Annotated in this window: 22 protein-coding genes; 11 read left to right on the top strand and 11 right to left on the bottom strand. The window is 46.9% G+C overall.

Going from position 1 to position 22,530, the window contains the following annotated elements; translation table 11 throughout:
- Nucleotides 1–2: 2 nt before the first annotated feature.
- The 9 genes from ahpC to BP95_RS0122865 form a co-directional block, all read right to left on the bottom strand.
- Nucleotides 3–566 carry an alkyl hydroperoxide reductase subunit C gene (ahpC, locus tag BP95_RS0122905; RefSeq protein ID WP_021257326.1) on the bottom strand — a complete coding sequence of 188 codons (564 nt, stop codon included), beginning with the start codon at nucleotides 564–566 and terminating at the stop codon, nucleotides 3–5.
- A gap of 480 nt (nucleotides 567–1,046) precedes the next feature.
- Nucleotides 1,047–2,810, bottom strand: a complete 1,764-nt coding sequence (cydC, locus tag BP95_RS0122900; protein WP_028533339.1) for a thiol reductant ABC exporter subunit CydC — start codon at nucleotides 2,808–2,810, stop codon at nucleotides 1,047–1,049.
- Entirely contained in the window at nucleotides 2,807–4,537 is a 1,731-nt protein-coding gene (gene cydD / locus BP95_RS0122895) for a thiol reductant ABC exporter subunit CydD (RefSeq protein ID WP_028533338.1), read from the bottom strand. The genes cydC and cydD overlap by 4 nt, the downstream gene beginning before the upstream one ends.
- Complete coding sequence (cydB, locus tag BP95_RS0122890; RefSeq protein WP_021257329.1) at nucleotides 4,537–5,553, bottom strand: cytochrome d ubiquinol oxidase subunit II; 1,017 nt, start codon at nucleotides 5,551–5,553, stop codon at nucleotides 4,537–4,539. The genes cydD and cydB overlap by 1 nt, the downstream gene beginning before the upstream one ends.
- Nucleotides 5,540–6,943: a cytochrome ubiquinol oxidase subunit I gene (locus BP95_RS0122885; protein WP_028533337.1), complete on the bottom strand. Its 1,404-nt coding sequence runs from the start codon at nucleotides 6,941–6,943 to the stop codon at nucleotides 5,540–5,542. Before BP95_RS0122885 ends, cydB begins: the two co-directional genes overlap by 14 nt.
- A 373-nt stretch (nucleotides 6,944–7,316) precedes the next feature.
- Complete coding sequence (locus BP95_RS0122880) at nucleotides 7,317–8,006, bottom strand: ABC transporter permease (protein ID WP_028533336.1); 690 nt, start codon at nucleotides 8,004–8,006, stop codon at nucleotides 7,317–7,319.
- Nucleotides 7,999–8,922, bottom strand: coding sequence for an ABC transporter ATP-binding protein (locus BP95_RS0122875; RefSeq protein WP_021257332.1), 924 nt, complete (start codon nucleotides 8,920–8,922; stop codon nucleotides 7,999–8,001). The genes BP95_RS0122880 and BP95_RS0122875 overlap by 8 nt, the downstream gene beginning before the upstream one ends.
- A 247-nt stretch (nucleotides 8,923–9,169) precedes the next feature.
- A complete protein-coding gene (locus BP95_RS0122870; RefSeq protein ID WP_090514494.1) occupies nucleotides 9,170–10,105 on the bottom strand; it encodes a sensor histidine kinase in 936 nt (311 codons plus the stop codon).
- A gap of 9 nt (nucleotides 10,106–10,114) precedes the next feature.
- Nucleotides 10,115–10,819, bottom strand: coding sequence for a response regulator transcription factor (locus tag BP95_RS0122865; RefSeq protein ID WP_021257334.1), 705 nt, complete (start codon nucleotides 10,817–10,819; stop codon nucleotides 10,115–10,117).
- 317 nt (nucleotides 10,820–11,136) lie between these two features.
- Here BP95_RS0122865 and BP95_RS0122860 point away from each other — a divergent pair, with 317 nt between their 5' ends.
- Nucleotides 11,137–12,345, top strand: coding sequence for an MGDG synthase family glycosyltransferase (locus BP95_RS0122860; protein ID WP_021257335.1), 1,209 nt, complete (start codon nucleotides 11,137–11,139; stop codon nucleotides 12,343–12,345).
- A 254-nt stretch (nucleotides 12,346–12,599) separates the two neighbouring features.
- Here BP95_RS0122860 and BP95_RS31180 read toward each other — a convergent pair whose 3' ends face one another.
- The gene (locus BP95_RS31180; RefSeq protein WP_231515177.1) at nucleotides 12,600–12,929 is read right to left on the bottom strand and encodes a hypothetical protein; all 330 of its coding nucleotides are present in this window, start codon (nucleotides 12,927–12,929) and stop codon (nucleotides 12,600–12,602) included.
- Between the two features lie 41 nt (nucleotides 12,930–12,970).
- Between BP95_RS31180 and BP95_RS0122850 the strand changes: the two genes are divergently transcribed.
- From BP95_RS0122850 to BP95_RS0122825, 6 genes are all read left to right on the top strand, one after another.
- Entirely contained in the window at nucleotides 12,971–13,264 is a 294-nt protein-coding gene (locus BP95_RS0122850) for a hypothetical protein (RefSeq protein WP_028533335.1), read from the top strand.
- Between the two features lie 178 nt (nucleotides 13,265–13,442).
- Nucleotides 13,443–13,574, top strand: coding sequence for a DUF4023 family protein (locus BP95_RS32735; protein WP_021257338.1), 132 nt, complete (start codon nucleotides 13,443–13,445; stop codon nucleotides 13,572–13,574).
- Nucleotides 13,575–13,835: 261 nt separating this feature from the next.
- Nucleotides 13,836–14,549: a GNAT family N-acetyltransferase gene (locus tag BP95_RS0122840; protein WP_021257339.1), complete on the top strand. Its 714-nt coding sequence runs from the start codon at nucleotides 13,836–13,838 to the stop codon at nucleotides 14,547–14,549.
- A 113-nt stretch (nucleotides 14,550–14,662) separates the two neighbouring features.
- Entirely contained in the window at nucleotides 14,663–15,208 is a 546-nt protein-coding gene (locus BP95_RS31175) for a PadR family transcriptional regulator (RefSeq protein WP_051614173.1), read from the top strand.
- Nucleotides 15,192–16,400, top strand: a complete 1,209-nt coding sequence (locus BP95_RS0122830) for a cytochrome P450 (protein ID WP_036667509.1) — start codon at nucleotides 15,192–15,194, stop codon at nucleotides 16,398–16,400. The genes BP95_RS31175 and BP95_RS0122830 overlap by 17 nt, the downstream gene beginning before the upstream one ends.
- Nucleotides 16,401–16,579: 179 nt before the next feature.
- Complete coding sequence (locus BP95_RS0122825; RefSeq protein ID WP_021257342.1) at nucleotides 16,580–16,948, top strand: MmcQ/YjbR family DNA-binding protein; 369 nt, start codon at nucleotides 16,580–16,582, stop codon at nucleotides 16,946–16,948.
- Between the two features lie 112 nt (nucleotides 16,949–17,060).
- On the opposite strand, the gene BP95_RS0122820 is transcribed toward BP95_RS0122825, so the two are convergent.
- The gene (locus BP95_RS0122820) at nucleotides 17,061–18,008 is read right to left on the bottom strand and encodes a prenyltransferase (RefSeq protein WP_028533332.1); all 948 of its coding nucleotides are present in this window, start codon (nucleotides 18,006–18,008) and stop codon (nucleotides 17,061–17,063) included.
- Nucleotides 18,009–18,693: 685 nt separating this feature from the next.
- Between BP95_RS0122820 and qoxA the strand changes: the two genes are divergently transcribed.
- The 4 genes from qoxA to qoxD are packed head-to-tail and all read left to right on the top strand — an operon-like array spanning nucleotide 18,694 to nucleotide 22,523.
- A complete protein-coding gene (qoxA, locus tag BP95_RS0122815) occupies nucleotides 18,694–19,668 on the top strand; it encodes a cytochrome aa3 quinol oxidase subunit II (RefSeq protein WP_021260887.1) in 975 nt (324 codons plus the stop codon).
- 29 nt (nucleotides 19,669–19,697) lie between these two features.
- Entirely contained in the window at nucleotides 19,698–21,641 is a 1,944-nt protein-coding gene (gene qoxB / locus BP95_RS0122810; RefSeq protein ID WP_021257345.1) for a cytochrome aa3 quinol oxidase subunit I, read from the top strand.
- On the top strand, nucleotides 21,638–22,234 hold the full coding sequence (gene qoxC / locus BP95_RS0122805) for a cytochrome aa3 quinol oxidase subunit III (RefSeq protein ID WP_021257346.1): 597 nt from the start codon (nucleotides 21,638–21,640) through the stop codon (nucleotides 22,232–22,234). The genes qoxB and qoxC overlap by 4 nt, the downstream gene beginning before the upstream one ends.
- A 1-nt stretch (nucleotide 22,235) precedes the next feature.
- On the top strand, nucleotides 22,236–22,523 hold the full coding sequence (qoxD, locus tag BP95_RS0122800) for a cytochrome aa3 quinol oxidase subunit IV (RefSeq protein WP_005545125.1): 288 nt from the start codon (nucleotides 22,236–22,238) through the stop codon (nucleotides 22,521–22,523).
- Nucleotides 22,524–22,530: the final 7 nt, after the last annotated feature.

The raw sequence follows: 22,530 nt of genomic DNA, 5'->3' as shown, positions 1-22,530 counted from the left end.
CCTTAGATTTTACCCACGAGGTCAAGGCTTGGCTTCAATGTTTTGCCGCCTTCTTGCCATTTCGCTGGGCAAACTTCACCTGGATTGTTGCGAACATATTGTGCCGCTTTGATCTTGTTGATAAGAGCACTTGCATCACGACCGATGCCGCCAGCGTTGATTTCAGCTGCTTGAATGATTCCATCTGGGTCGATAATGAACGTACCGCGGTCTGCAAGACCTGCTTCTTCGATCAATACGTCGAAGTTGCGGGATACGATATGGGATGGGTCGCCGATCATAATATATTCAACTTTGCCGATAGCCTGGGAGCTTTCATGCCAAGCTTTGTGCGTGAAGTGTGTATCTGTGGATACGGAGTACACTTCAACACCCAATTTCTTCAGCTCTGCATATTGGTTTTGCAAGTCTTCGAGCTCAGTAGGGCAGACAAATGTGAAGTCAGCTGGATAGAAGCACACTACGCTCCATTTACCTTTGAAGTTCTCTTCTGTAACTTCGATGAATTGACCTTTTTGGAATGCATTTGCTTTGAATGGCAGTACTTCTTTTCCGATAAGTGACATAGTTACTATCTCCTCTACTTTGATTTATGATTTATTTAGAGCATGTCGGTAACAACACACTCGGGAACACACTTTATAATAATTATTATTAACTAAACGATTCAATCTGTCAAGCTATTTTATAATAATTATAATATGAAAATGATATTCTTTCTCAATTGGGTCATAATTCAGACATACCTTCTTCATTATGCTGTTAAATAAGGCGAAGTATTCATTTCTCATTCTCAGGTAAATGCCGAGCTGCAGTTCAATGCTACTTATTTATTACCCTATTTAAACCGTTATCAATCTCCTTCATTAGAAATTCGATCACCCTGTCCATCTTCCTTCCTGTTTACGAAAAACATCGGGAACGATAGCAAAGAAAGTACTCATATTGAAAAAATAGCACCAGAGTCTCACCCTGATGCTATCCTGACTTTTTCTAATTCTTCTATTATAGAAGCATAAAAAACAAAGCCTCAAACGCTATGAAGATTACAGTAACCCTTTGCCTGGGCGATCTAAATGATACAAGTTGCGGTAGCGCGGATACTGCTCCATAAGCTCGGCATGCGTACCACGCATTTCCACCTGACCATTTTCGATAAATACGATCTCATCCATCTGCTCAACACCAACAAGATGGTGGGTAATCCAGATGAGCGATTTGCCCTTCATCGTCTCGAACATGGTCGCCAGCAGCTCCCGCTCCGTCTTCGGATCGAGACCAACTGTCGGCTCATCGAGGATGACGACTGGCGTACGCTGAAGCAGTACGCGCGCCAGCGCGATACGCTGCCGCTCCCCTCCGGAGAAGCGCTGTCCGGTCTCCATCATCGCCGTATCATACCCTCTCGGGAGAGAAGCAATAAGTGTATCCAGCTTCACTTGTTCCGCTACCTGACGAATCTCTTCATCCGAGGCACTGCGCCGTCCTAGACGAATATTGTTCGCCACTGTCGTATCGAATAGATGTGGACGTTGATTTAGCACAGACAGAATCTCTGGGATATGCTCACCATACTCGTCAGCGCGAACACTATTGATCATGACGCTGCCGGACTCCGGCATAAGTGCACCTTGAATTAAGGTAGACAATGTGGACTTACCGGCACCGCTGCGTCCGATAAGCGCAATCTTCTTGCCTTGTGGCACATCAAGTGATACCCCATCAATCGTTAAGGAGGCCGATCCTGCATGCCGGAAGCTGACTTGATCCAAGCGGATATGGGTAGACTCGCGCGCTTGCTGCAGCAGCTCTGGCTTCACATTCGCTGCACTGCTGACAGTTTGTTCCACAGGAGCCTCTCCCATGCCCGACAGGCGTTCTAACGAATCTTCATACTGAGGAAGCTTCTCTACTGCTTCCGATACCGGCAGGAAGGCGTCCATTAGAGGGAATACAACAAGGCCGAACGCCGCAATCATGACGGCAGGCATATTCCCATCAGCCGCTTGACCGCCAGCCCAGTACACCATCGTAATGACCGTCAAGCCGACGACAGACTGGGCAATGAGTGTCCGCCACCGCGCCCACATCCGTAAATCTCGGTCTATACGGGCCACTCGCGCCTCATCCGCTTCATACGAATCGACGAATTGGGGAGCTCGGCCGCTAATAACCCAATCGCTCATACCAAGTACCGCATCCGTCAGCTTCCGATATAGCCCGCTGCGCTCCTGCTTCATTAGGCGGTGCTTCCGACGTGTGAACCATAGCGATATCCATGGCAGAATGAAGACGAGTACGGCAATATATAGTGCCATCAGCAGTGCGAACGGGAGATCGAACCAGCCGAGGGCTGCGATCCCTGCCGCATACATTACAATCGCGACAATGCTCGGAAAAATAGTACGTACATAGACATTTTGCAAATGTTCAATATCATCTGCCAGCACGCCAAGCACATCCCCTGTGCGGAATCGGGAACGAATGAATAAAGCTTGCGGCTCCAAAATCCGGTACAGGCGAACACGCATCTTCGATAAGATACGAAGCACGGCATCATGACCTACAAGCCGCTCTACATAATGCACGACGGCTCTGCCAATACCAAATGTGCGCACAAGCACAATCGGTACATACACCATGAGAATGTTCTCCGGACGTGCAGCTGATTTGGATATCAAGAATCCGGAGGTGAACATGAGCGCACTCGCGCACAGTACTGTCAGCATGCCGAGGAAAATAATGAGCGCGAAGCGACCGCAGTAGCGCCGCAAATAAGGGCGCAGCCATTGATTCTGTTCACGTGTCACGATATCCCCTCCTGCTGCGAAATCAACATACTGTAATACACGCCTTGGCGTTCAAGCAGCTCCTGGTGCGTACCTGCCTCTGCTACCTTTCCATGATCCATGACGATAATCCAATCCATATCTTCCATCCAATGTAGGCGATGCGTCGCAAGGAAGACCAGCTTGCCTTCGAACAGCGATAGCATCGTCTGCTTCAGCTCATATTCTGTCTCAATATCCAGATGGGCCGTAGGCTCATCCAACATCATAATCGGTCTGTCGCTCAGGAATGCACGAGCAAGCGACACACGCTGCTCCTGTCCGCCGCTAAGAGAGCGGCCTCCATTGCCAATAAGCTCATCCCGACCATTTGGCAGCTCAGCAGTCAATGTAGACAAACCAGCGGCTGCAAGGGCGCGATCCACTGCTTCATCAGAAGCTTCAGGCGCATAAAATCGGATATTGTCAGCGAGCGACACGTTGAAAAGATACGGATGCTGAGGAATATAAGTCGTCAGCTGACGCCAAGCTTCCTCAGCAAGCGATGGCACATCCACGCCGTTCAAGGTGAACTGTCCTGATGTCGGACGAAGGAAACCGCCAAGCACATCAATGAGCGTAGACTTGCCCGCCCCGCTCTCGCCGACAATGCCGACTTTCAGAAGCCCCGTCACCTCACACGTTACATCCTTCAGTGAAGACGGTCCATCCGCTTCATGCTTCACACCTATACCGGACAAGGCAATTGTGCTATCCTTCGTCCAAGTAAGAGAGGACGGAAGCTGTGAGGCACTTTCTCCTACTTCAGTTTCATGTTTAATGATCGCATCAATTGCTTTTCCAGCTTCTTTCCCGTTCAATGTTGCGTGATAATCCGCGCCAACCATGCGAACAGGCAGGAAATACTCAGGGGCTAGAATCAGCACCGTAAGCCCCGTCACCAATGTCATTTCTCCATTAATAAGACGAAGACCCAGGCCAACTGCTACAGAGGCCACGGATAACATCGTAAAGAAGTCCAGGGCGAAGGAGGAGAGAAAAGCAACACGAAGCGTACGCATTGTCGCAGAACGGTACTTGTCACTCACTTGCCCAATCGTATCACTGTGCTTGCGGCTCTGCCCCAGAAAACGAAGCGTCTCCAAGCCCCGAAGCGCATCGACAAAGTGGTTCGATAAAATGCGGTACGACTCCCATTGTCGATCCATCTGCTTGCGCGCAGCAAGCCCAACCAGTATCAGAAATACAATCAAAATCGGCAGCGTTACAATCAAAATAATACCGGACGCCGTATCTTGCGTGAGTACATAGAGTAGGATGAGAATTGGCGTAATGCCCGTACCCATCATCCGAGGAAGAATCAGTTCCACGTACGTGCGGAACTGGGAGACCCCTTCAAGCACAAGAGTTACGAGATTGCCCGTACCTTCTGACTTGGCGAAGCGAGGCCCATACTGGAACAACTTATCCATCAACTGACGCCGCAAGTTTACCCCTGTCTTCTCGGCGAAGTTGTAGGCTACCTTCTGCATAAGCAAGGTCGTCACTTGACGGACGGTAAACGCAAGCAGGAACAGACCCATATTTGCGGCTTGTTCCTGCAACGGCGCGCCGGCAAACAAGGCGGAGATAACCTCCGCCAGCTTGATTGCCAGACCTATGATGGATAGTGTTTGCACAAGAGTAAGGACGGCAATGATGAACATCGTCGGCCTTGCTCCATCATACTTGAGCAAATTTTTATCCATTAGTATTCTAAATGCTCCTTCTCGTGAAGCCGTTTATGGAAGACGAAATAACTCCAAATTTGATATCCTAGAACGAATGGCAGCAAGGTTAGAGCTACAATCGTCATAACTTTCAATGAGTATTGCCCAGAAGCTGCGTTATGAATCGTTAAGTCGAATGCCTTATCAATCGAGCTAATCATAACACGCGGGAATAATCCGATAAAGACAGACGCGATCGATAGAATGATAACTCCGCCCGTCATGCCGAATGCCCAGCCATCGCGCTTCTTCGCCATGAAATAGCCAGCGAGCACATAAACAATAACCCCAACTACAGCAACAGCTGTTAAGATCCCACCGCGAACCTCAAATACATCCGTCTTGAAATACGTCATAGCACCGAAAGCAACAAACAATACCGCCAAAGGCACTAGCAGCATCTTCGCTTGCTTACGTGCGCGCTCCTGCAAGGAGCCAATTGTGCGCAGCGTTGTAAACATCAAGCCATGCACGAGGCACAGTACCGTAACAGTTACCCCGCCAAGCAATGTATACACATTCACCATATCGAACAGTCCAGCCTTCATTTCCATCTGGCCGTCAATCGGCAAGCCTTGAATCAGCCCTGCGAATACAACCCCGCACAGGAATGGAGGAAGCAGACTTCCTAAGAAAATCGCCCAGTCCCAAGACTTCTTCCAGCGTTCTGTCTCTTTCTTGCCACGGAATTCGAATGCGACACCGCGTCCAATCAATGCAAGCAGCAAAACGACAAACGGCGTGTAATATCCGCTGAACAGCGTAGCATACCAGTTCGGGAACGCAGCGAACATCGCCCCGCCGGCCGTAAGCAGCCATACTTCATTGGCATCCCAGAACGGACCGATCGAGTTGATTAATACGCGTTTCTCCCCATCTGTACGGGCCAAGAACTTCGTCGACATGCCGACACCGAAGTCGAAGCCTTCCAAGAAGAAGAATCCGACAAATAACACTCCAACTAGTAGAAACCACAATTCATTAAGAGATAACATGTTGTCCCTCCTGATCAAACGGGTCATTCGAATGTTCTGCCTTCATTACTTCATTCGGACCCTTTTTGATGACACGAACGAACAAATACACAAGCACGATAGCAAGTACGGTGTAAATTGTCGAGAATGCGATAAGCGAGAATAGCACTTGACCGCCCGACACACTCGGCGAAATACTGTCTTCTGTCCGCATGAGACCGAATACCGTCCATGGCTGACGACCAATTTCCGTCATAATCCAACCTGCTGTATTCGCAATGAACGGCAATGAGATTGCATAGAGCATGAAGCGCATGAACCACTTATTCGGATTGCCCAGCTTCTTGCGCGCTGCCAAGAACCAGCCATACATGCCAAGCAGAATCATCAATGTTCCGGCAAGAACCATGATGCGGAAGCTCCAGAATGTTGTCTTCACCGGTGGAATGTAATCGCCAGGGCCATACAACTGTTCATACTCCGCTTGCAGTTCCTTCATCCCGCGAACTTCACCGGAGAACTTACTATAAGATAGGAAGCTAAGCAAGTATGGAACTTTGAATTCCAAGCTGTTCTCTTGCTTGTCTGTATTGATTGCTGCAAATACCGTCCACGGCGCAGGGTCGCCACTTGTTTCCCACAAGCCTTCACTTGCCGCCATCTTCATTGGTTGGGTATGCATCAAATATTGTGCCTGCTGGTGACCGAAGACCGCAACCAGAATGGAAGAGACCGTAGCTACGATAACACCAATCTTGAACGATTTTTGGAAGAAAGAAACGTCCTGCTTCTTCAGCAGTTTATAAGCACTCACCCCAGTGATGAGGAACGCTCCTGTTGCAAATGCACCGAAAATCGTATGCGGGAATTCAACAAGCAGCTGACCATTTGTCAGCAGCGCGAAGAAATCGTTCATTTCCGCACGGCCATTGTTAATCTCGAATCCGACCGGACGCTGCATGAAGGAGTTCGCCGCCAAGATCCACAAGGCGGACAACGTTGTACCGATGGCTACAAGCCAAATGCACAAGCAGTGCACCTTCTTCGATAAGCGATCCCATCCAAATATCCATAATCCGATAAACGTTGATTCCATAAAGAATGCCAGCAATGCTTCAATCGCAAGCGGCGCACCGAACACGTCTCCGACGAAGCGAGAATAGTTCGACCAGTTCATCCCGAACTGGAATTCCTGAATAATACCTGTGACAACACCGACACCGAAGTTAATGAGGAACAGCTTCCCCCAGAACTTCGTCATCTTCTTGTACTCTTCATTTCCCTTGACGACATACATCGTCTCCATCATTGCGATGAGCAATGCTAGACCAATCGATACCGGTACGAAGAAGAAGTGAAAAATCGTCGTCGATGCAAACTGAATGCGCGATAATAAGATCGTATCCCACATATCGTTGTCCTTCCACCTTTCTATTTATACTCTCATTCCTATGCTGAATAGGCTGTAATGCCTGCGTCGAACACGGGATCAATGACGTTGATTACATGTTCCAGTTGTATTCTGTCAGATACAGAAACGCTGCAATGTGATATTTATCACAATTATAAAGCAATTACTTGATCAAAATAAGAACATTGTGTCAAATTTCACAAATATGTCGAAAAAAAGTGAAAAAAAGAAGAAAAAAGACATTGTGCCTTCTTTCCTCTTTACAAGCAGCCCGCAATGTGCTGCACCTTTTTTCCAGAACCCTTCTGAAATTTGTCACCAATTTGGGCATGTCACATCGCTGTCACAACAAGGTATTTCGCTGCATCTATTTTTATTTATACAGGTCGATCGTGTCAATCTTGCGAATCGTCAAGTAACCAATCACTACACCAAGCGCAGCAAAAGCAAATGGCACTGCGATAATGGACCACAAGGTAAATCCACCAGTCGACGAGCCTAGAAAGCCTGCAATTAGAATGGAGCTCGTAATGGTCGCCGCCGCTGAATATTTGCGCATGCCGAACCATAATGGAATCAGACTTAAGCAGCTTGCTGCTAAGGAGTTGATAACACTAGTTGCCACTTGATGCGTAACCATACTTATTGTCGCCGTCCCGGGTACAGTGTGCGCATAAGAATTGTATAAAAGGAATCCACTGATTAGTACAATATTTGATAGAATAATGGCGATGAAGGTGTACAAGACCACAATGATCAGCTTGGCTGTCATGAGCTTTTTCCGTGGAATCGGGTACATGAACATGACCGTGATAGACTTGCTCTTAAACTCATCAATAACCATTCGGCTTAGCAATACCGAGGCAGTAATAATGAAAGCTACCTTCACAAAAGTATCGATGATGCCTAATACCTCGGGCAAGTTCTTGAACGCGATATCGCGTGTATCTCCATAGATTCCAAGCAAAATAAAGAGGAATATCCCGATCGTGATATACATGGCCGTACGTATATAGGTAGCAAACCGGAATTTCTGCAGTTCCAGTCGAATGAGCTTATTCACGAGCAGCCCCTCCATTCAACAGCTTCATAAAGTAATCCTCCAAGGAATGATGCTTCTTATGGACAGACTCTACCATGACATCGTTCATAACAAATGCCTTCGTAATATCTTGCTGAGACACCCCCGATTGATAGATGCGGATGATCCGGTTGTCCGTAATGCGGAAATTCGAAATATGCATGACTTCTTCAAGCACATAGGCTGCCTTGCTCGCATTATCAGTGATGACCTCAATGAATTCGGACTGCTGCGCCCGAACCCGATCCATTGGCACTTCCTCCAACAGCACCCCATGGTTAATGACACCGATCGTATCTGCAACAAGCTCCATTTCCCCTAAGATGTGGCTGGAGATCAAGAGCGTAATACCGAACTCGCGTGATAGCTTCTTGAACAGGTCACGTATCTCCTTAATCCCAATCGGGTCAAGACCATTAATCGGCTCATCCAGGAGCAACAGCTCTGGCTTGATCGATATGGCCCGCGCAATGCCTAGACGCTGCTTCATCCCGAGGGAGAAGTCCTTCACCTGCTTGCGTTCGATGCCGTTCAGCCCTACCAGTTCCAGTGCTTCCTCAATCGCCTTCTTATTATGGTAGCCCATGTATTCACAATGGAGCTCCAGATTCTCCTGCGCAGTAAGACGATCATAGAAGATTGGCTGCTCAATAATTGTCCCCATGCGAGATAGCAAGGAATAGGATGAGGGTGTCATCTTCTCGCCGAACATCTCAATCTCACCGCTCGTTGGCTGCAAGAGATTCGTCATCATTTTCATAATCGTTGTCTTCCCCGCCCCATTGGGGCCAAGGAATCCGTATATCTCGCCCTTCTTAATATTCATGCTCACATTCGATACGACATCTTTGCCTTGATAATTCTTCGTCAATCGATGCGTCCGTACAAGGAAGGTCATTTCATTTACCCCTCTCATCTCTTCTGATGTCTTCATTGTATCGATTAGCTATTTCTTATTTCTTACCTAATCCTTACGAATTCCTTACGTTCTTTCTGTCTTGACATACAAATAAGGTCCGCAGAGTGCCATACTGGTTACAGCACAGCAAAATCTCTTCGAACCTCGTGACCCTTCCTTCGACGTCATCAGACCTGAACCGTCTATTCATTCACAGCCAGCACTGACCGGTTTCTTGTAGAATACCTCAAGACATTCGCAGGAGCTTAATTGTAAAAATCGTTTTTTTATACGGCTTACTATGAAGTTCTATCGAACCGCCCATTGATTCAGCGAGCCGCTTCGTGATCGTTAACCCCAATCCGCTGCCTTCATAATTTTTGTTGCGGGAATCCTCCAGTGTATACATGCGCTCAAAAACACGGTCTTGGTGCTGTTCTGGAATCCCCTTGCCACGATCCCACACATCAACGAACAAATGCGCATCATCACTGCGCAGGGCTATGCCCAGCACATGGCCATCAGCCCCATACTCTATCGCATTAGAGATGAGATTGTTCAGCATGCGATCCAGTGCGTCTTCATTCCCTCTCGCATAGAGAGAAGCTTCCGGAATCTGAATATCAACCTCGAACCCCCTCTTTGTAAGCCGCTCATAAAATTGGAGAATATTTTTGCGGCATAGCTCGCTCATATCGACTCGAGTCAGCTCGACATGCTTGTCCCCAGATTCTAGCTTCGCTAAATCAAAAAAGGTATGTATAAGCTCGATTACTTCTACCGTCTTGCCATGCACCCGTGTGAGCAGGCGATTCCGTTCTTCGTCACTGATGCGCTCACTGCTCAGATTCAGCGTCTCCAAGTAACCAAGTACAACGGTAAGCGGGGTCTTCAGATCATGAGAGATGTTCGATATCATCTTCCTCATCGCGATCTCCGTCTTCGCATAATTCGCCAGTGCCTTCTCATGATCGACCAGTAATTCATTTATTTGTTCAATGACCCCAATAATCTGCTTATCATCCGTGAACAGCAGGAGCTTCTCCGCAGATTGTGTTCGATGAATTTGTTCCAGCTTTTTTTGAATTTCTGTTAATTGCTGATTGCGTCTTGAATGATTCACATGCTGCGTGTAGACTACGATCAACAGGATTACCATACATATAGATAAAAGGCCCGTTATCATCATTGCTCAACCTTCCCACTTGTAGCCGATCCCCCACAAGGTCTTAATATGGGTAGGATTCGACGGATCGTCCTCTATCTTCTCCCGCAGCCGGCGAATGTGAACGTTAATGACATTTTCATCGCCATAGTATTCATCGTTCCATACAAATCCATATATTTGTGCTTTTGTGAACACACGATTCGGGTTGGTTACGAATAACTTTAAAATATCGAATTCTTTGGAAGTGAGTTTCATAGTTTCTTCTTGCTTCTGTACAAGATAATTATCAAGATCGATGAGCAGTTGACCTGCCTGAATGACGTTCTGTTCGGGCATTGGCTTCACCGTATCGATCTGAACATACTTCGTAGCGCGTCTAATTGCTGCCTTGATTCTCGCAGAGATCTCTATCATCGAGAAGGGCTTCGCGATATAATCATCTGCGCCGAAGCCAAGTCCGAGTGCCTTGTCTACATCGCTGTCCTTCGCGGACATAATGAGAATAGGGATTGCGCTCCGCTCTCGAACAAGCTTAATCATCTCAAATCCATCTAGCTTCGGCATCATCAGATCGACAATCATCATATCGTATGTGTCAGAGGTGAACTTGGCCATGCCTTCTTCACCATTGGTTGCGGTCACTACATAAAATCCTTCCCTACTCAAATAATCCGATACCATTTCTACAATAGAAGCGTCATCTTCTACGATCAACAGCTTATGCTGCATGCCAGACTCACACCTTTCTCAGACCTTCTCGTTCATTATAGAACAATTACTTAATTTTGGGTCAAATCCCATTGGAAAAGGTAAGTAATAAAAAAAGCTAAAAACCCCCATAAATAGGACCAATAGCGGATGGAACTGGAAAAGAGTCCGGACAGCATGCCCGACTCAGGTCTAGGATATAACCGAACTGAGGGCCATTTTCATGAATGAGGAGTTAGGATACGATATTAGTACCAGATAACAAGGAAACGATTGGCAGCTCAGCGCAATCGAATATATAGACGAAGACTCAACTACGGCGAAGGAGTGTTATGAACATGTTCGAACGGATGGAAGCACCGTCCACACCGGGCAGGGCGAAGGTGCTTGTACTATCAGGCTCGATAGGCCACGGCCATATGCAGACTGCACAAGCAATTAAAGAAACGGCTGAACGTTGGTACGGCACAGAAGCAGATGTACACGTTGTTGATTATATGGAGCAGGTATCTCCTCACTTGCACAGTGTCGGCACGTATTGCTTCGTACAATGGGTGAAGCTGTTCCCTAGCATGTACGGGTATTTGTTCAATATGACTCGCAAGGATCGTAAACTAGCACAGTTATTGAAGGGAGTCCGCTTCACAAGCTTGCGCCCGCTGATAAAGCTCGTAGAGCAGATGAAGCCAACTGTCATTGTCAGTACGTTCCCTGCTGCCAGTGCAGCAGTATCGAAGCTGAAGGAGCGCGGCATGATTGATTGCCCAGCTGTCACGGTCATTACTGACCATACAGATCACAGCTTCTGGCTGCATCCTTATACAGATTTATATTTAGCTGGCTCTGAAGATGCCAAGACGCAATTGATTGAGCAGGGTGTTCCTCAATCCCGCATTCAGGTGACGGGAATTCCGGTTCGTCCCGCCTTCTATGAATCGTATTCGAAGACAGAACTGCGCAAGAAGTATGAACTTGATTCCTCCAAGCTGACCGTTCTCCTGATGGGCGGTGGCTGCGGTTTGATGGATCCATCCATGTTGGATGTCATTGAGCAAGCTGGATGGGCACAGGATATGCAATTTATCATCATTTGCGGCAGCAACGATAAGCTTCGTTCACAATTGGAACGCTGGGCCGAATCCAGCCCGCTGCATGTTCGTATTGAAGGCTATGTGAAGCCTGTTCACGAATATATGGCGATGTCCGACCTAATGATTACGAAATCCGGCGGTGTTACTACCTCCGAGGCAGTTGTCCAACAGCTGCCACTGCTCGTCTATAAGCCGCTTCCTGGTCAAGAACAGGATAACATTCGCTACTTGCTGCGCAGCGGGGTTGCCTGCTGTGCGGAGGATGCAGAAGAATTGGTTGCGCAGTTGTCGATCTTCTCCCGACATCCGGAGACACTGCAATGGATGCGAGAGCGCGCGCAAGAAGAGGCTCCACGTTCCCCATTCCATGCGATGGATGCGATCGTGAATGCCCAGAGACACTCCTTATCGCGACGCCACACAATGGAGCAATGGCTGAACGAGACAATTGTGTAACTTGTTAATTTGCTTTGCAATTTATCTTCACCTACCGCATAGGGCTATTCACTTTATACAACGTATAAAGCAGAATAGCTCTTTTTTAGGGCCATGCACCTGGCATTTTGCTTTATACTGCACGATCACATATCATATGAGTAACCATCAGATTCTATCTTTCACGAAATTTGTTAGGAGTCATATAGAGACAGTGTAATAATATGATCTAGTAAAAAAGGAGGGAGTGTGATTTGATCGAATAAAAATAGACCTCACCGCTCTTGCACACCCATTTTGATAGCCTCCATCGTAGACAAGCCCATTCCTTTGGCCACTTTGTAGGTTTCCAGCACTTTTGTCACGAATTTCACAGTTCCGCCAGCTGCCTTAATGGCGTCTTTTATTTTGGTAATCTTAGCTGGTGCAAAAACAAGAGCTGCTATGGCTAATCCTACTGCAGATGTGCAACCAACAATTCCGCTCGTTTGATACTCGGAGACGCGAAATTCCGTGTTCGTATTGAACCACTCCATGATCGCTTCCGGACCGCGCTCAATGACATCATCAGGTATTCTTTCGATTGCAGCAAGAGCTTTTTCCACTTCAACGAAATTCGGATCGGCTCAAACAGGAGTGATTTAAATTGAAAAAAACTACAGTCAATTACATTCTGTTGGCGGTCATCGTAGCATTTGCCGTTTTTGCGTACTTTTTCATCCCCAATCCTCTCACAAAGGAGATTGCCGTTTCTGGCGCCATTTTATATTTCGTAATTATGATGCTCCTACTCAGAATAAGGGACGATAGGGAGCAGCCAGATAGAGCGAATAAAAAGACGGGGATTTACTCCGAATTTTACAAAGGAGTTTACATCGGTTTCGGCATCGTTCTGGGCATTAATTTTTCATCCAACTATTTACCGATGATGAAACCATGAAAATGACTTCAAGGGTGTTCACCTATACCTATGCCGCTATTTTAGGCATCATCTATTTGACAACGAGGAACAAGTAACAGGAGCCGCAATTCAACAATAAATACGACTTATGTGGACATGATTTTCCCTTCAACCGGTTATAGTATCAAGGAGTGCCTAACAAGGAGGGATCTGTTCAATGGAAGACACCAAGCAATTCGTGGATAAGCTGCATGAAGACCAGCAGAAGGCAAAGCGCAACCAGCAGCGCCATGGCGAAGGCAACCCGGGTTCGAGCTTGCCAGGAAAGCAGCACAGCACTAACAAATAAAAAAAGAAAAGCCGCGCAAAAGATCCCGAAGCCGCATTCAATCGCGGTAAGGAGTCCTGCACGGCTTATTTACTATATTAGGGGATATCATTCAACCTGCTGCACACTCGAACTTCATCCACAACGGCAAACGGGAGTAAGGGCACATGCGTTGACTTAGACGAATGCGCAGCAGTACGATAGACAGGAGGTTTCCGAAATTCGGCCGACTAAATGAACAAGCAAGGAAAGCCTAACGTGGAGCCTTATTTACATTGAATCATGATCCGAGGTGGAACCATTTGTAATTCAAGAGCAAGTCACGCTAACGTTACAACGAACAGAACTTCCGAACCCAACTACGTAAAACTACGCCGCACAGATATCCGCCAAGCTGCCGTCGTCCTTGCGCAAGGCTTCATGGATGACCCGCTATATGAGCACATGCTTCCGGAGCGGACAACCCGCCTTGAGGTGCTCATCATCTTCTTCCGCAACTATATTGCCATGCTGTATCAGGAAGCCGACCTGTATGCAACGTCCGAACAGCTTGAAGCCGTTGCCCTCGTGTTCCGTTCTGAGCGGACAGGAGTGTCCCGGTTCTCACATGCACAGTACTTGTACCGAATTGCTTGTGCAATTATCAAATCAATCCCGATGTGCCGTTATATCAGCATCCATCAATTTATACGTGGATTGTCAACGCTTAACTCTATGAGCTCCGCCTGGATATCCGAACTGAACGAGCAGGATTATATCCATTTGGACATGCTTGTCGTGCAGCCGCAATTCCGCGGCCAGGGTTTCGTCAGCCAATTAATGAGGCCCTTGCTCTCTGAGTGCGATGCGCGTGGCATTCCTTGCACGCTGGAGACACATAACCCGAGCAACATTTCCTTGTATGGACATTATGGATTCGAAGTGGTGGATACAATCCCAATGCCCGGGAACAGCGTATCCCAACAATACTGCATGGTGTATCGTCCCGACAAATAGATAATTCACACTTTTTACATGTATTTACATTTACTAAGCCGCATATGATCAATTATCCCTGAGCATAGGTTAAAATAACCTATGCTCTAATTTATATACGAACAGGAGGACATATGTACATCGATATATTGTTGCTTCATCATCTCATGATTAAGCCCAAGCACGGCTATGAGGTAAAGAAGCAGTTGGAGCGTCTGTTCGCCGACTCCATCCGCGTCAACAACAACATGCTCTATCCCTCCCTTCGCAAGTTCGAACAGATGGGAGCCATTACGAAGGAAGTGGATACCCAGTCTGGAAAGCCTTCCCGCCACATGTACGCCATTACTGAGCTAGGAAAAAAGATGTTCCATAAGCTGCTGCGGGAATTCCCTCCGGAATTTGCAGCTCATGAGAATGAATTCATTGTTCGCGTTAGTTTGTTCGATTATTTGCAGGTTCCCGAACAGCAGGCGATTTTGAACGCCCGAACCGATTATCTTCGCAGCCAACTCGAAATCATTACCCAAGGACAGTCACTCACCGAAGGCAAACCTTTCGCCCTGAGCACGTTTCAATTCCTGATCAAGAAGCTTCAAAGCGAACTGAACTGGATCGAAACTCTTAACGACCAGCTATACAATTACGGAGGAGGTAAATCAATTGATAACAAAGGGTGAAATTTTTATTCATGAGATTACTGGGTTCAACACGAAAGAGCAGTTGTGGAATCCGTATGCCTGGTTCCAGCATATGCGTGAAAAGAACCCTGTCTATTACGACGCAGAGCAGGATGTGTGGAATGTATTCCGCTATGAGGATGCAAAACGAGTTCTCTCGGATCATCAACTCTTCTCCAGCGTTCGCGAGCGTAGTATCGTCCCCGTTCCGAGGGATAACAGCGGTATCAGCCTGACCCTCTCGGATCCGCCGATACATCGTAAGCGCCGTGCGCTTATTGCCAAAGCATTCGTTCCACGCAGCTTGGATCAGTGGAAACCGAAAATTCAAGCAATCGTCGATGGATTACTTGACAACATGCAATCACAGAACACGGTGGACATTGTGAATGCATACGCTGTCCCGCTGCCTGTGACCGTAATTGCCAACCTGCTTGGCGTGCCGTCACGGGACTGGGAACAGATCAAACACTGGTCCAACATTTTGTTCATGGGCCATCATCGGGGGAGCATTGAGCAGCAGAAGCTTCAAAAAGACACGGCCATTAAAGAATTCTCAGCATATTTACTCCCCCTTGTTTTGGAGAAACGAGCACACCCTCAAGATGACATCTTGTCCGACCTGACCATGGCAGAATACGAAGGAAGCCGATTGACCGATGAGGAAATCGCAAGAACCGGTATCGGCCTCTTGGGTGCCGGAAATGAAACGACAACTACACTCATAACGAATTGTTTCTATAGTCTGCTCTATGATCAACCGTCTGCTTACGATGAACTGTGCCAACATCCCGAGCTTGTCCCGCAAACAATCGACGAAGTGCTGCGCTACCGGTTCCACATATCCATTGATCGTACAATCACGCAGGATACGAATGTGTTCGGCCCGCCTATGAAGAAGGGGCAGATCGTGATCGCTTGGATGAGTTCCGCAAATCGTGACGACAGACAATTTGCCCATCCAGAGAAATTCGATATTCATCGTATAGGCAACGACAAGCATTTGACCTTCGGCAGTGGCCACCATTTCTGTCTTGGCGCACCACTTGCCCGGCTGGAGGCAGAATATGCGCTAACATCCTTCGTCAAGCGGTTCCCTTTCGCTTCCGCATCGGAAACCTTCCACATTGACGAGCATATGCCTGATCACAGCCACAAACTCTCCAGCCTACCGATCCGAATTCATGGATAGTCCATTTCCATCTCCAACTCCACCTTTCCGCAACAAGAGAAATCTATCGCCGTATTTTCAGCAAATTCGACAATTTTTTTAAATGAACTTACAGAAGTCAATCCGCCCCGTTGCATTTCTATCAACCTTTCGATATGCTAAAGATAACTATCTTCATCTATGAAAAGGAATGTTTCGACATGCAGGATTGGAATGACTATTGTTTTGACAAACAAGGCGCTCGTCTGACCTACCCGTTCGGAGACGATGTCCCCGTATTCCGTGTAGGTGGCAAAATATTTGCTTTGTTCCGTGAAACGGACGGTTGTCCAAGTGTTACGTTGAAGTGTGACCCCTTCCGTGCCGAGTCCCTGCGCGAGCAATTCGCCGAGATTACACCGGGTTATCACATGAACAAGCGACATTGGAACACGGTGGCGCTCAATGGCAGCTTGAGTGATCAAGATATCCAGATGCTCATTGACCACTCTTATGATCTCGTCTTTAAATCTCTGACGAGAGAAGAGAAAGCCGTCATTATCGCAAATCAATTGATGGGGCGAGTGTAGGTGATCATTCACCTTTACGGTTCGGAGGACGTCAATGTCCTACATGGATGACGTCTTTTTGCGGACAAATAAGACAAGGGATGTGCCAAGCGGCACATCCCTTGTCTTATGTTCAAGAGAATAAGATTGCTAATCCCAACACAAGGATACGAGCAGCATTCATCAGAATGAAGTTCTTCACGGCCAGTACAAAGGTATGTTCCTTCGTCTGCTTCGTTATGAATTTCTTCATATTTCTTCGTACCGGAATGAACGTCGCCACAATAAGCAGCAACAGCACAGGGTGTACCCCGATGGCAAAGAGGACAATGACGTCCAGGTACGCCGCCACATACAACCATTGGAACAACATCAGTGCGCTCGGCTTCCCGATATACACGGGCAGTGTATATCGCTTGTTCGCCAGATCATCCTCAATGTCGCAAATATTATTGGCCAACATAATATTCGCTATGCTCAGAACAGCTGGAATCGATATCGCGAACACCAACAGCACTTCTATTAGATTGATATCGAGATGAGCCATCCGGAAGTCAATCGCCAGTGATACAAGCTGTTCCTTGTCTACATGTATGTATGTAGAAATGAAAATGATAACGAACCCCATAAACAATCCGGAGAACAACTCGCCAAGCGGCATTCGTGATATCGCAATCGGACCTAGCGAATAGAGGAAACCTACAAGGAATGACAAGCCTCCTAACCCAAGAATAAGAATATCCGTCTGCAGCACCAGGGCAACCCCAGAACTTATGGCCGTTACAAGAAGCGTCGCAATGACCCCAACTACCCTCGACTCCTTGAGTCCATAGGATACAATCGCATTGTGTACTTCATAACCATACCCGTGTGTTTTAATCGCCTTTTTGTAATCAATATAATTATTAATGGCCGTGGTCGCCATGTCGAAAGACAATAATGAGGCGAACATAAGTAGAAATGGAACTAGCCGAAATTCATGAAATCGATATAGCGCGTATAACGTTCCGATGAAGAACGGTATCATGCTCGCTACTTTCGTTTGGATTTCAACTAACCTAAGAAATTGCCCAACCTTCACCTCGTTACCCCCATGTTCCGCAAATAAATTGGTGTACCGCCACTGTCCTCGAACCCACATAAAAATATATCAAAATCCGCCTTCCTCGGATAGCGGATGATATATTCTACCTCATAAGGTGTCGTATTCTAGCGAAAACCGGCGAATTCGCGAGTAATTAGAGCTAAAAACACTCTATCCTACTTAAAATTAGAATTATTTCCTAACAATCGTTATGAATGGTTATTCTGTGCTGTTCGTAAACGATGTATTACAAAACGGAGCGAGCGTGCGTTAGAACGAGCAATTCGGATCTCCCTATTGCTTATCTACCACGGTTCATACCAACTTGCACATTCACTTCTGTTGTACACAAATCCTTTAAAATTGAGGAATAATGTGGGTTTTACCGCCTTTGAAGGGCTCACAATTGTGACAGTATTGGTACACTTGATGGTCTTAGAGGCAATTATGAACAAATTTCAAAAACGGCGATTTTGGCGGAAATTCAATGATATTTATCACTTTTTCGGCTTTTGGGCTTAATTTGGGCAGGAAAACTTGATCCTTATATGGATATCTATGTCAACTAAGGATCACTATGTCATTTGTAATTCAGAGTGCTTCCTAATAAGATATAGCATGGTTACAATATCCCGATTTCCTACTATATATAAAGCCAACCAACAGAGAAAGGGGTACCTTGATGAAAAAGAAAGGGTTGTTATTCACCTTATTCGCAGCTCTTCTTGTCCTCTTGACCGGTTGTGATTCATTAGATGTTTTGAATCCGAAAGGTCCTCAGGCCAAGACGCAGTCCGACGTCATTATTTTCTCCATGATTATGATGGCAGGAATTTTGTTCGTCGTGTACGCACTTTATATTTTCATGTTAACGAAGTATCGCGCTTCAAAATCAGCACCTGATTATGAGCCTCCTCATGAGGAAGGCAGCAAGTGGCTGGAAATTACGTGGACGTTAATTCCGGTCATTATTGTAACCGTGCTATCTGTTGTGACGATTCGCTCTACTGTTGCAGTAGAATCGCCTCCAGAAGGCTATGACAATCAGAAGCCACTCGTTATCTATGCCGCATCATCCAACTTCAAATGGCATTTCAGCTATCCAGAAGAAGGCATTGAAACGGTGAACTATCTGAATATCCCTACGAATCGCCCAATCGAGTTCCGTCTCTATTCTTACGGACCGATTACAAGCTTCTGGGTACCGCAGCTTGGCGGTCAGAAGTACGCGATGAGCGACATGGTGACGACGCTTCACCTTGCAGCTGATCATGAAGGTTCATTCATGGGTAAAAACTCGAACTTCAGCGGTAAAGGCTTTGCGCACATGCAATTCGAAGTGCTCGCAATGTCCCCTACCAAGTACACAGAGTGGGTAAAAGAAGTGAAGGGTACCGCTTCTGAATTAACAGAAGAGGAATTCAACTCCTTGCTGAAGACCGAATTTGTAGGACGGAAATCTTATTCCTCCACACACTTGACATTCAGACCAGCACCAGAGGGCGAACATGGCGGCCACAATCATGGTGGATCGTCTCATGACGACTCTCATAAGGAATCGGATAAAGAAATGGACCACTCGAAAATGGATCATTCGAACATGGAACATTCCAACGATGAACACCAAGAGATGGATCATTCTCAACATGGCAACTAGATTGAACAAGAAAGGAGTAATTTGAGACTATGAAATGGGACGAATTTTTCGTTACCGGCGAACCGATGATTTATGGCGCTATGGCCAGCATCGTGCTCGTGACGATAGCCATCATCTTCAGCTTGACCTATTTCAAAAAATGGGGCTATCTGTGGCGGGAATGGCTGACAACCGTTGACCATAAGAAAATCGGTATCATGTACATCCTGAGTGCCCTGGTCATGCTGTTCCGCGGCGGTATGGACGCTCTGATGATGCGTACGCAGCTGGCTGCACCTGATATGAAGTTCCTGGATGCCCAGCACTATAATGAAGTATTTACAACGCACGGCGTTATTATGATTCTCTTTATGGCGATGCCATTTATTATCGGCTTGATGAACGTAGTTATACCACTCCAAATCGGGGCGCGCGACGTCGCATTCCCTCGCCTGAACGCAGTCAGCTTCTGGCTGTTCTTCTGGGGAGCAATGCTGTTCAACATCTCGTTCGTTATCGGGGGCTCCCCGGACGCAGGCTGGACTTCTTACTTCCCGCTTGCAGGTCCTGAGCTTGCACCGAAGATCGGGAATAACTTCTATGCGATCGCATTGCAGATTGCAGGTCTTGGTACTTTGATGACAGGCGTCAACTTCATCGTTACAATCTTGAGAATGCGAGCGCCTGGCATGACATTGATGAAAATGCCAATGTTCACGTGGTCGGTTCTGATCACGAACGTTATCATTTTGTTCGCATTCCCTGTATTGACTGTAGCGCTTGCGCTTATGACATTCGACCGCATGTTCGGCTCTCAGTTCTTCTCGATGGCCAACGGCGGTATGGATATGCTCTGGGCCAACCTGTTCTGGGTATGGGGACATCCTGAGGTATATATCGTTATCTTGCCGGCCTTCGGTATATATAGTGAAATTATCTCAACGTTCTCTCGCAAGAACTTGTACGGTTACAAATCGATGGTTGTCAGTATGGTAGCCATCTCGCTCTTGTCCTTCCTCGTGTGGGCGCATCACTTCTACACGATGGGTCACGGCGCAATGGTTAACGGATTCTTCTCCGTTAGTACGATGGCGATCTCGATTCCGACCGGGGTTAAGATATTTAACTGGCTGTTCACCCTGCGAAAGGGTAAGATACAGTTCACAACACCGATGCTGTACTCCCTTGCCTTCATTCCAATCTTCACGATTGGTGGCGTAACGGGCGTTATGCTTGCAATGGCAAGTGCTGACTATCAGTATCACAATACGATGTTCTTGGTTGCTCACTTCCACTACGTATTGATTCCAGGTACCGTATTTGCGGTTATCGCAGGTATGTACTACTGGTTCCCTAAATTGTTCGGCTTCCGCCTGAACGAGCGTCTTGGTAAGATCAGCTTCTGGTTCATCGCAATCTTCTTTAACGTGACATTCCTTCCATTGTTCTTCTTGGGACTGAAAGGTATGACACGCCGTATGTACACGTACTCTGCAGAAACTGGCTTCGGCCCGCTCAACTTGCTTGCAACAATCGGTTCTGTCGGTCTTGCTATCGGCTTCGCGATTCTCGTGTACAACATTTACTGGAGCTTCCGCTACCAGCCTAGAGATACAACGAGCGATCCGTGGGATGCACGCTCGCTTGAATGGGCAACGCACAGTCCGGTGCCTGAATATAACTTTGCTATCGTTCCAAAGGTGAAGAGCCTTGATGCCTTCTGGCTCTGGAAAAAGAACAAGCAACCATTGTTCGAAGGTGAGCTTGAAGAAATTCATATGCCGAACAATAACGGCCAGCCGTTCATTCTCGGTGTTATCTTCTTCTTCTGGGGATTCTTTATGGTATTTATGTGGTGGACACCTGCCATTATCACAAGCTTCCTCATTCTGATTATGCTTGCAGTACGTTCCTTTGAACGGGATCATGGCCGCCATATCTCGGTGAAGGAAATCAAAAAGACGGAACAACAATTGCGGGGTGATAGAGCATGAAGATCGATAATACGCTGCCGCTAGAATATCAGACAGAGGAGAACCGTAACCGAATCTTCGGCTTCTGGCTGTTCCTCGGCGCGGAGATTGTACTCTTCGCGACTTTGTTCGCCGTTTACTTTACACTGTGGACTCGTACGGGCAACGGCCCGTCTGCCAAAGAAATCTTTGAAATCAAGCCTGTATTGCTAGAGACATTCCTGCTCTTAACGAGTAGCTTCACTTGCGGACTTGCGATTCACAGTATGCGCATGAAGCTGAAGAAGCCAGCCATGGTCTTCTTCGGAATCACGCTGCTGCTCGGCCTAGGCTTCCTAGGCGTTGAGATTTTCGAATTTGTCACTTACGTGCATGAAGGTGCAACACTGCAAACTTCCGCCTTCCTGTCCAGCTTGTTCGTCTTGCTTGGAACACACGGTGCGCACGTAACGATGGGTCTTCTGTGGGGATCCGGATTGATGATGCAAATCAAGCGTGAAGGATTTACACATGATACAGCGAACAAGTCGTTCATCTTCTCGCTGTACTGGCACTTCCTTGACGTAGTATGGATCTTTATCTTCAGCTTCGTATACTTGAAAGGAATGATGTGATATGAAACAACTATTCCCGATACGTCATGTAATGGGTTATGTCTTCTCTCTCGTCCTTTCTGTCGTTGCGTTAGCCGTCATTGTATGGGATATGTCATTCACAACAGGACTTACAATCTTGATTATCTGCGCAGCTATCCAGGCTGCCGTGCAATTATTCCTGTTCATGCATATCGATGAAGATAAGACAACGAAAACAGCCAACTATACGAATATTCTGTACGCGTTATTCGTAGCTCTCGTGACGTTGTTCGGTACATTGTTCACGATGATCTGGGGTTACTTGTAAGAAGAAC

Source organism: Paenibacillus sp. UNC217MF, assembly GCF_000686865.1.
GTDB classification, from domain to species: domain Bacteria; phylum Bacillota; class Bacilli; order Paenibacillales; family Paenibacillaceae; genus Paenibacillus_B; species Paenibacillus_B suaedae.
This window is presented reverse-complemented; position numbering and strand designations above follow the sequence as displayed.